At 43.6% G+C, this 6,913-nt stretch carries 5 protein-coding genes and 1 tRNA gene; 1 reads left to right on the top strand and 5 read right to left on the bottom strand.

Annotation, left to right across the window (positions count from 1 at the left end):
* Positions 1–48: 48 nt before the first annotated feature.
* The 5 genes from B5J94_RS12385 to pncA all read right to left on the bottom strand — a co-directional run bounded on the left by B5J94_RS12385 (position 49) and on the right by pncA (position 5,156).
* Positions 49–1,683, bottom strand: a complete 1,635-nt coding sequence (locus B5J94_RS12385; protein ID WP_062500488.1) for a CTP synthase — start codon at positions 1,681–1,683, stop codon at positions 49–51.
* Positions 1,684–2,126: 443 nt separating this feature from the next.
* Complete coding sequence (locus B5J94_RS12380) at positions 2,127–2,423, bottom strand: PepSY domain-containing protein (protein WP_062500480.1); 297 nt, start codon at positions 2,421–2,423, stop codon at positions 2,127–2,129.
* Positions 2,424–2,699: 276 nt separating this feature from the next.
* A complete protein-coding gene (rimO, locus tag B5J94_RS12375) occupies positions 2,700–4,229 on the bottom strand; it encodes a 30S ribosomal protein S12 methylthiotransferase RimO (RefSeq protein WP_079364165.1) in 1,530 nt (509 codons plus the stop codon).
* Between the two features lie 133 nt (positions 4,230–4,362).
* A tRNA-Leu gene (locus B5J94_RS12370) sits at positions 4,363–4,447 on the bottom strand.
* A gap of 94 nt (positions 4,448–4,541) precedes the next feature.
* Positions 4,542–5,156 (bottom strand): bifunctional nicotinamidase/pyrazinamidase, encoded by a 615-nt coding sequence (gene pncA / locus B5J94_RS12365; RefSeq protein WP_373280032.1) that lies wholly within the window; start codon positions 5,154–5,156, stop codon positions 4,542–4,544.
* Between the two features lie 217 nt (positions 5,157–5,373).
* Between pncA and B5J94_RS12360 the strand changes: the two genes are divergently transcribed.
* Complete coding sequence (locus B5J94_RS12360; protein WP_062500485.1) at positions 5,374–6,858, top strand: alanine/glycine:cation symporter family protein; 1,485 nt, start codon at positions 5,374–5,376, stop codon at positions 6,856–6,858.
* The last annotated feature ends 55 nt before the right edge of the window (positions 6,859–6,913 follow it).

Here is a 6,913-nt window from a genome sequence, read left to right as displayed (position 1 = left end):
CTTTTGGGGTGCGGTTCAAAACCGCCCCATTTATTTTATTGTAATGCTTTATTTGCCATTTTGCAATGCAACTGCCGAATGAATAAAGGCATTAAAGAGGGGGTGTCCGCCACGGGGCGAGCTTGTGAACTCAGGGTGATATTGCACCGCCACAAAGAACGGGTGATTGTCAAGCTCCACCGTCTCCACAAGATTTTGTTTGGCAGAGTAGCCCGAGATTTTTAGCCCTTGTGCTTCAAGCGGTTCAATGTAGCGATTGTTCATCTCATAGCGATGACGATGACGCTCAAAAATGGTGCCTGCCCCGTAGATTTTGACAAGGCGAGAGTCCGCCACCAGATGAGCTTCTTGTTTGCCAAGTCGCATGGTGCCACCCAAATCGCTGTCGTCTGAGCGAATTTGTAGCTCGCCTTTTTCATCAAACCATTCGGTAATCAGACCAATAATCGGATTAGCGGTTTTGCGGTCAAACTCGGTAGAGTTGGCTTCAAGTCCCAGCACGTTGCGAGCAAATTCAATGACAGCGAGCTGCATACCCAAGCAAATGCCCAAAAACGGCACACCATTTTCACGGGCATAGCGGATTGCTTTGATTTTGCCTTGTGTGCCACGCTCGCCAAATCCCCCTGGTACCAAGATAGCATGGCAGGCTTTTAGCTCGTCCATAAGAGTATCTTGGGTTTCTAGTTTTTCGGCATCGATGTAGTGGATTTTGACACGGGTTTTGTTATGAATGCCTGCGTGCAATAGAGCTTCATTGACCGATTTATAAGCATCGGGCAATTCTACATATTTACCAACCATTGCCACGACAATCTCGCCTTGGGCGTTAAACAGTCCGTCAATGACCTTATCCCAATCGGACAAATCGGCTTCGGGCTGATTAAAGCCAAAACGCTCGCACACCAAATCGTCCAAATTTTGCTCATAAAAAGTGCGTGGAATCTCATAAATACTGCGAGCGTCCTTACACACCGCCACCGCACGCTCGGGGACGTTCGTGAACATGGCAATCTTACGCTTGGTGTCATCGTCCACGTCATGCTCGGTACGGCACACCAAAATATCAGGCTGAATGCCAATGGATAGCAATTCTTTGACAGAATGCTGAGTAGGCTTGGTTTTGAGTTCGCTAGCGGACGAGATGTAAGGCAGTAATGTCAAGTGCATGAGCATGGTGTTTTCACGCCCGAGTTTTACCATAAGTTGTCGCACCGCTTCCATAAAGGGCAAGCTCTCAATGTCGCCCACCGTGCCACCAATCTCAATCATGGCAACGTCATAACCTTCGCCTGACGCTAAAATACGGCTTTGAATCTCGTCTGTGATGTGCGGAACGACTTGCACAGTTTTGCCAAGATAGTCGCCACGGCGTTCTTTGGCAAGCACGGTTTGGTAAATACGTCCCGATGTGAAGTTATTTGCCTTAGACATTTTAGAATGTCTTAAAAAACGCTCATAATAACCCAAATCAAGGTCGGTCTCCGCCCCGTCTTCGGTAACGAACACTTCGCCATGCTCAAATGGACTCATCGTGCCAGGGTCCACGTTGATATAAGGGTCCATTTTGGTCATGGTAACTTTTAGACCACGAGCCTCAAGCACAGAAGCCAAAGAGGCGGCGGCAATGCCCTTACCCAAAGAAGAAACCACACCACCTGTTACAAAAATAAATTTAGTCATGATACTCATCAGTTATTGGTAAAAGAGAATTTTACTAAAAAATACTAAAAAAATATAGGGGGCAACAGCAAATTCCCAAAATTTTTGTCAAATCGGTCAAAACAAAAAAGACTTGAATCCATTCAAATCTTTTGGTAGTGGTAATTGACAATCAATGACCACCAATCAATCAGATGCTCATCAGTCAATGCGTTCGCTGATAATTTTTAGGTCAGGGTAGCTTAGCTAAATTTTGTATTCCCAAATACCTTCCATAACGGAAAATAGCTCAGGGCGAACAGTTTCCGTGGTAAAATTCAATTTTGTTAGCTGTATATAATTTTTGATTACAGTAATTTTTTATTATAGTAATTACAGTAAAAATACTGACTAAAAAAAGTAGGCTTCAATAGCCTACTTTTTTAATTGATTACTTAATTTGTAATGATGATAATTGATGATAATTACCAATCAATGCGTTCGCTGATAATTTTTAGGTCAGGGTAGCTTAGGTAAACGTCATATTCTTGAAAGTCTTTATAAGCTTCAACGTCCAAAATCTTTTGTCCAAGATGCACACCAGGCTCGATGTCTTTGATGCGATAGCCTCTATCCTGCAAGATTTTTACAGCTTTTTGTACATTGGCTTGATAGCTGGGATCCATATAAATCTGACGCTCAATCATGTCTTCGTAATCTGCAAAAGCTACAACAGGGGCAAGCAAAGACAGTGCCAAAATAGATGCTAGGATTTTTTTCATGCTTTACTCCAATTGGGATATATTAAACAATTTAAACAATTTAAACAAAATTAAAGTCAATTCATCATCAATCTTTAATTTGACGCCATTTTAGCATAAAATCACCCACACACAAGAGCAAGCTACATTTTACGTCCACTTTATTACTCAATTTCACAAAACTTACAGATTTTTTAATAAAGTTGTTATTATTTTACCAAATAATCACCCAACAAGATTAAGGATTTTAAAATTTGGATAAAAACAAAAAAATGGCCTGCCTTGTCATTGTCTAATTTATGCCACAAAACTGGCAAACAAATCATATTCACTGGCCTCATCGATGGTTACGGTCAAAAATTGCCCCACTTTTACTGTCTCATCAATATCATCCACATACACATGACCATCAATCTCAGGAGCATCGGCATAGCTACGGCAAATGGCAATGTTTTCATCAAAGTCAATCTCATCAACCAACACCACCAAAGTTTGCCCGACTTTTTCTTGAAGTTTCTCTTTGCTGATTTGTTGTGCCAGTGCCATAAAACGCTCATAACGTGCTTGCTTGATGGACTCTGGCACAGGATTGGGTAAATCATTGGCGGCCGCTCCGTCAATCTCTGAATAAGTAAAACAGCCCACACGGTCAAGGCGTGCTTGTTTTAACCAATTCAAAAGATACTCAAAATCCTCTTCTGTCTCACCTGGAAAGCCCACCACAAAGGTAGAACGAATGACGATATTAGGGCAAATCTGTCGCCATATAGCAAGGCGTTCTAGGGTGTTTTCACTCATGGCAGGACGTTTCATCGCCTTTAATACAGATGGGCTGGCATGCTGAAACGGAATGTCAAGATATGGCAAAAGCCCACCCCTGCCACCACTGGCTTTTATGCTGTCTGCCATAATTTGCACCACGTTATCCACGTGCGGATAAGGGTATACATAATGTAAACGCACCCAAATGCCAAGGCGTGCTAAGGCTTGGCACATATCAAAAAACTTGGTCTTTATCGGCTCGCCCTGCCAAAATGCCATTTTATATTTTAAATCCACGCCATAAGCGGATGTGTCTTGACTGATGACAAGTAGCTCTTTGACCCCTGCTTTTTTTAGGGCAACCGCTTCATTCATCACGCTGTCAATGGTACGAGACACCAAATCCCCACGCAAAGACGGAATGATACAAAACGTACAGCGATGATTACAGCCTTCGCTGATTTTAAGATAAGCATAATGAGCAGGGGTTAGTTTCACGCCTGCATCATTAATAAGGTCAATCTTGGGGTCATAAGTCTTTGATTTGGCAGGTTTTGGTACGTGGTGCGTTACTGCCTTGACCACCTCATCATAAGCATGTGCCCCAGTTACTGCCAATACAGCAGGGTGCATGGTGCGAATTTTTTGGGCATCTTTACCCAAACAGCCTGTTACGATGACTTTGCCGTTTTTGGTGATCGCCTCACCAATGGCATCAAGGCTTTCTTGAACAGCAGATTCAATAAAGCCACAGGTATTCACCACTACCAAATCTGCCCCATCATAATCCTTGGCGACTTGATAGCCCTCACGAGTAAGCTCGGTAATAATCCGCTCGCTATCCACAAGTGCCTTGGGGCAACCCAAAGACACAAAGCCGACTTTGGGCGTTTTAATGGCATCATCTGAACCATCATTTGGCTTGTCAATTTGCACAAGAGCGGTATTTTGCAAATTGACACTTTGGTCAATGGTGCGGTTTTGGTTATGGTTGGCTTTATGGTGATAACCAACTTTGCTAGGATTTGCATTGGAATGCTTAGGGTTAAAGGTTTGAACGGTCATGATGTTTTGGATAAAGATTGGCTAAGGATAAACTTGGCTGATGGGCATTGAGATTATTGAAATTTTAATTAATTTTATCGCATGTTAAAACTTACATAGCAAAAAACCCGCCTTAACAGCAGGTTTTTGTATATGGTGGGGTCGGAGAGACTCGAACTCTCACGGGTCGCCCCGCTGGAACCTAAATCCAGTGCGTCTACCAATTTCGCCACGACCCCAGATTCATCAACTTTCGTCTTGATGTGGCATATTATATACACCTTTTAAAATTTGGCAAGCACTTTTTAATAAAAGTTTTAAAAAGTTTATAAGTCATTGATTTATAATATATTTTGAATTAATAAACGCTACCCCAACTGCTGTCATGTCTGCCATGGCCTTATCTAATGAACCATTCATGTCAATTGGGGCGGTTGCATCAGTAATGACCGTACACCTAAATCCAAATGCCACCGCATCCATCGCTGTCCATGCCACACAAAAATCAGTGGCAATACCAACCACATACACATCACTTACGCCACGTTCATGCAAATAGCCTGCCAGCCCTGTTTTTGTTGTCCTATCTGCCTCCATGAACGCTGAATAACTGTCTATGTGCTGATGATAACCTTTACGGATGATTAATTGGGCTTTGTCAGCCTTTAAATCATCATGAAAGTTGGCATCAGGTGTGCCTTGCACACAGTGGGCAGGCCATAGCACCTGCGTGCCATAAGGTAACTGTATCGTATCAAATGCCTCTTTGCCGACATGGTTTTGATAAAATGAGATGTGCGTAGCAGGGTGATAATCTTGGGTCAAAATGACGGTATCAAAATGGGCGATTAGACGGTTAATTGTGGGGATGATTGTATGGCTGTTTGCCACTGCCAAATTACCATCAATAAAGCCGTTTTGTATATCCACAACCAGTAAGGCTTTCATAAACATTCCTTTTATTGTTTAAAAGTCTATTAGTTTGCATAAAATTTTGTCAAAAAGCAAGCCTAATTTATATGTCGCTATTTTATCAATCTCATCCACGCCAACATGATGGTGCCATCATTGTAATGCTTGTAATCATTGACATTTTTTTTTATAATAACATCTTTACCAAAGCAAGGTCAATCCTTGCTTTTTTTGTGAACTAAACGGAGTGGCTATGTTTGAATGGTTTAACAGTCTCATCAATTGGGGCGTAAGCCTTATTTGGGGCAATGGCGATTGGCTAATAGTGGGCAATCCTTGGTATGGTCTTATTGTGTTTTTGTTGGTTGGTGGAGGCATTTATTTTACCATTGCCACAGGCTTTGCTCAATTTCGCTATTTTGGACATTTATGGAAACTTCTTAGAGTATCAGGGCAAGGCGGTCGCTTGGGCGGTATCAGTTCCTACGAAGCCCTAATGACGTCGTTGGCAGCACGGGTCGGTACAGGTAACCTTGCAGGGGTTGCCATCGCCATTTATTTGGGGGGTGCTGGGGCGGTGTTTTGGATGTGGGTTACAGCCATTTTGGGGATGGCAACAAGCTTTATTGAGTCTGCTCTTGCTCAGGCTTATAAAGTCCCCCACACTGACAACGTCTTTCGTGGTGGCCCTGCCTACTACATTCAAGCAGGGTTGGGGCAACGCTGGCTTGCCATCATCTTTTCGGTGTGCCTGCTCATTGCCTTTGGACTTGCCTTTAATGGTGTGCAAGCCAATACCATCGCTCAGGCAAGTCTGGAAGCCTTTAACATCCCCCCTTGGGTAACGGGGCTATTTTTAGTGATTTTGGTCGCTCCTGTGGTTTTTGGGGGCATGCGTTCAGTTGCTAAGGTGGCAGGTAAGATTGTGCCAATCATGGCGATTTTATACGTTTTGCTGGCTTTGTTTATCATTATTAGCAACATCACCCAGTTTCCTGCCGCCATTGCCATCATCTTCAAATCCGCCTTTGGATTTGAACAGGCCGCAGGTGGGGTCTTAGGCTATACCGTTGCATCAGCCATGATTAATGGCATAAAACGTGGTCTGTTCTCCAACGAAGCAGGCATGGGTTCTGCTCCCAACGCCGCTGCAACCGCTCAGACTTATCCCAATCACCCTGCTGTACAAGGTTTCATGCAAATGCTTGGGGTGTTTATGGATACCATCGTCATCTGTACCGCTACCGCCTCCATCATCATCTTATCTGGCGTGGTTGACCCAAACTCTGAGCAGACGGGCATTCAACTTACCCAGCTTGCCCTGTCGCAATATGTGGGGCAATTTGGTGTGGTGTTTGTGGCGGTGGCGATTTTCTTTTTTTCATTCACCACTATCATTGCCAATTATAGCTATGGCGAGAGCAATATTGAGTTTTTGTCTGGTCAAAAAAACGCCAAGCCTGCCATGATGGGGCTACGCATCGCCCTGCTTGTCATGGTCTTTGTGGGGTCTGTTGCCGACCTAAAAACGGTTTGGAACTTTGCTGACTTGACGATGGGCATCATGGCAGTTATTAACCTTATCGCCATTGTGTGGCTATCGCCTGTGGCACTGCGTGTCCTAAAAGACTATGAACGTCAAATCAAGTCAGGTGTTGACCTAAAAGACATCAGCTTTGACCCCGACCTGTTTCCTAAGCTTAAAACCGAAGCAGACAGAACAGCATGGAAGGATTGATGGTTTTAGTACACTAAATAAAAAACAGGGCAGATACTGAACCGACCCCCAAATC

It is taken from the genome of Moraxella lacunata (genome assembly GCF_002027545.1).
In the GTDB taxonomy this organism is placed as follows: Bacteria; Pseudomonadota; Gammaproteobacteria; order Pseudomonadales; family Moraxellaceae; genus Moraxella; species Moraxella lacunata.
The sequence above is the reverse complement of the archived record's forward strand: the minus strand, read 5'-3'. Positions and strand labels throughout refer to the sequence as shown.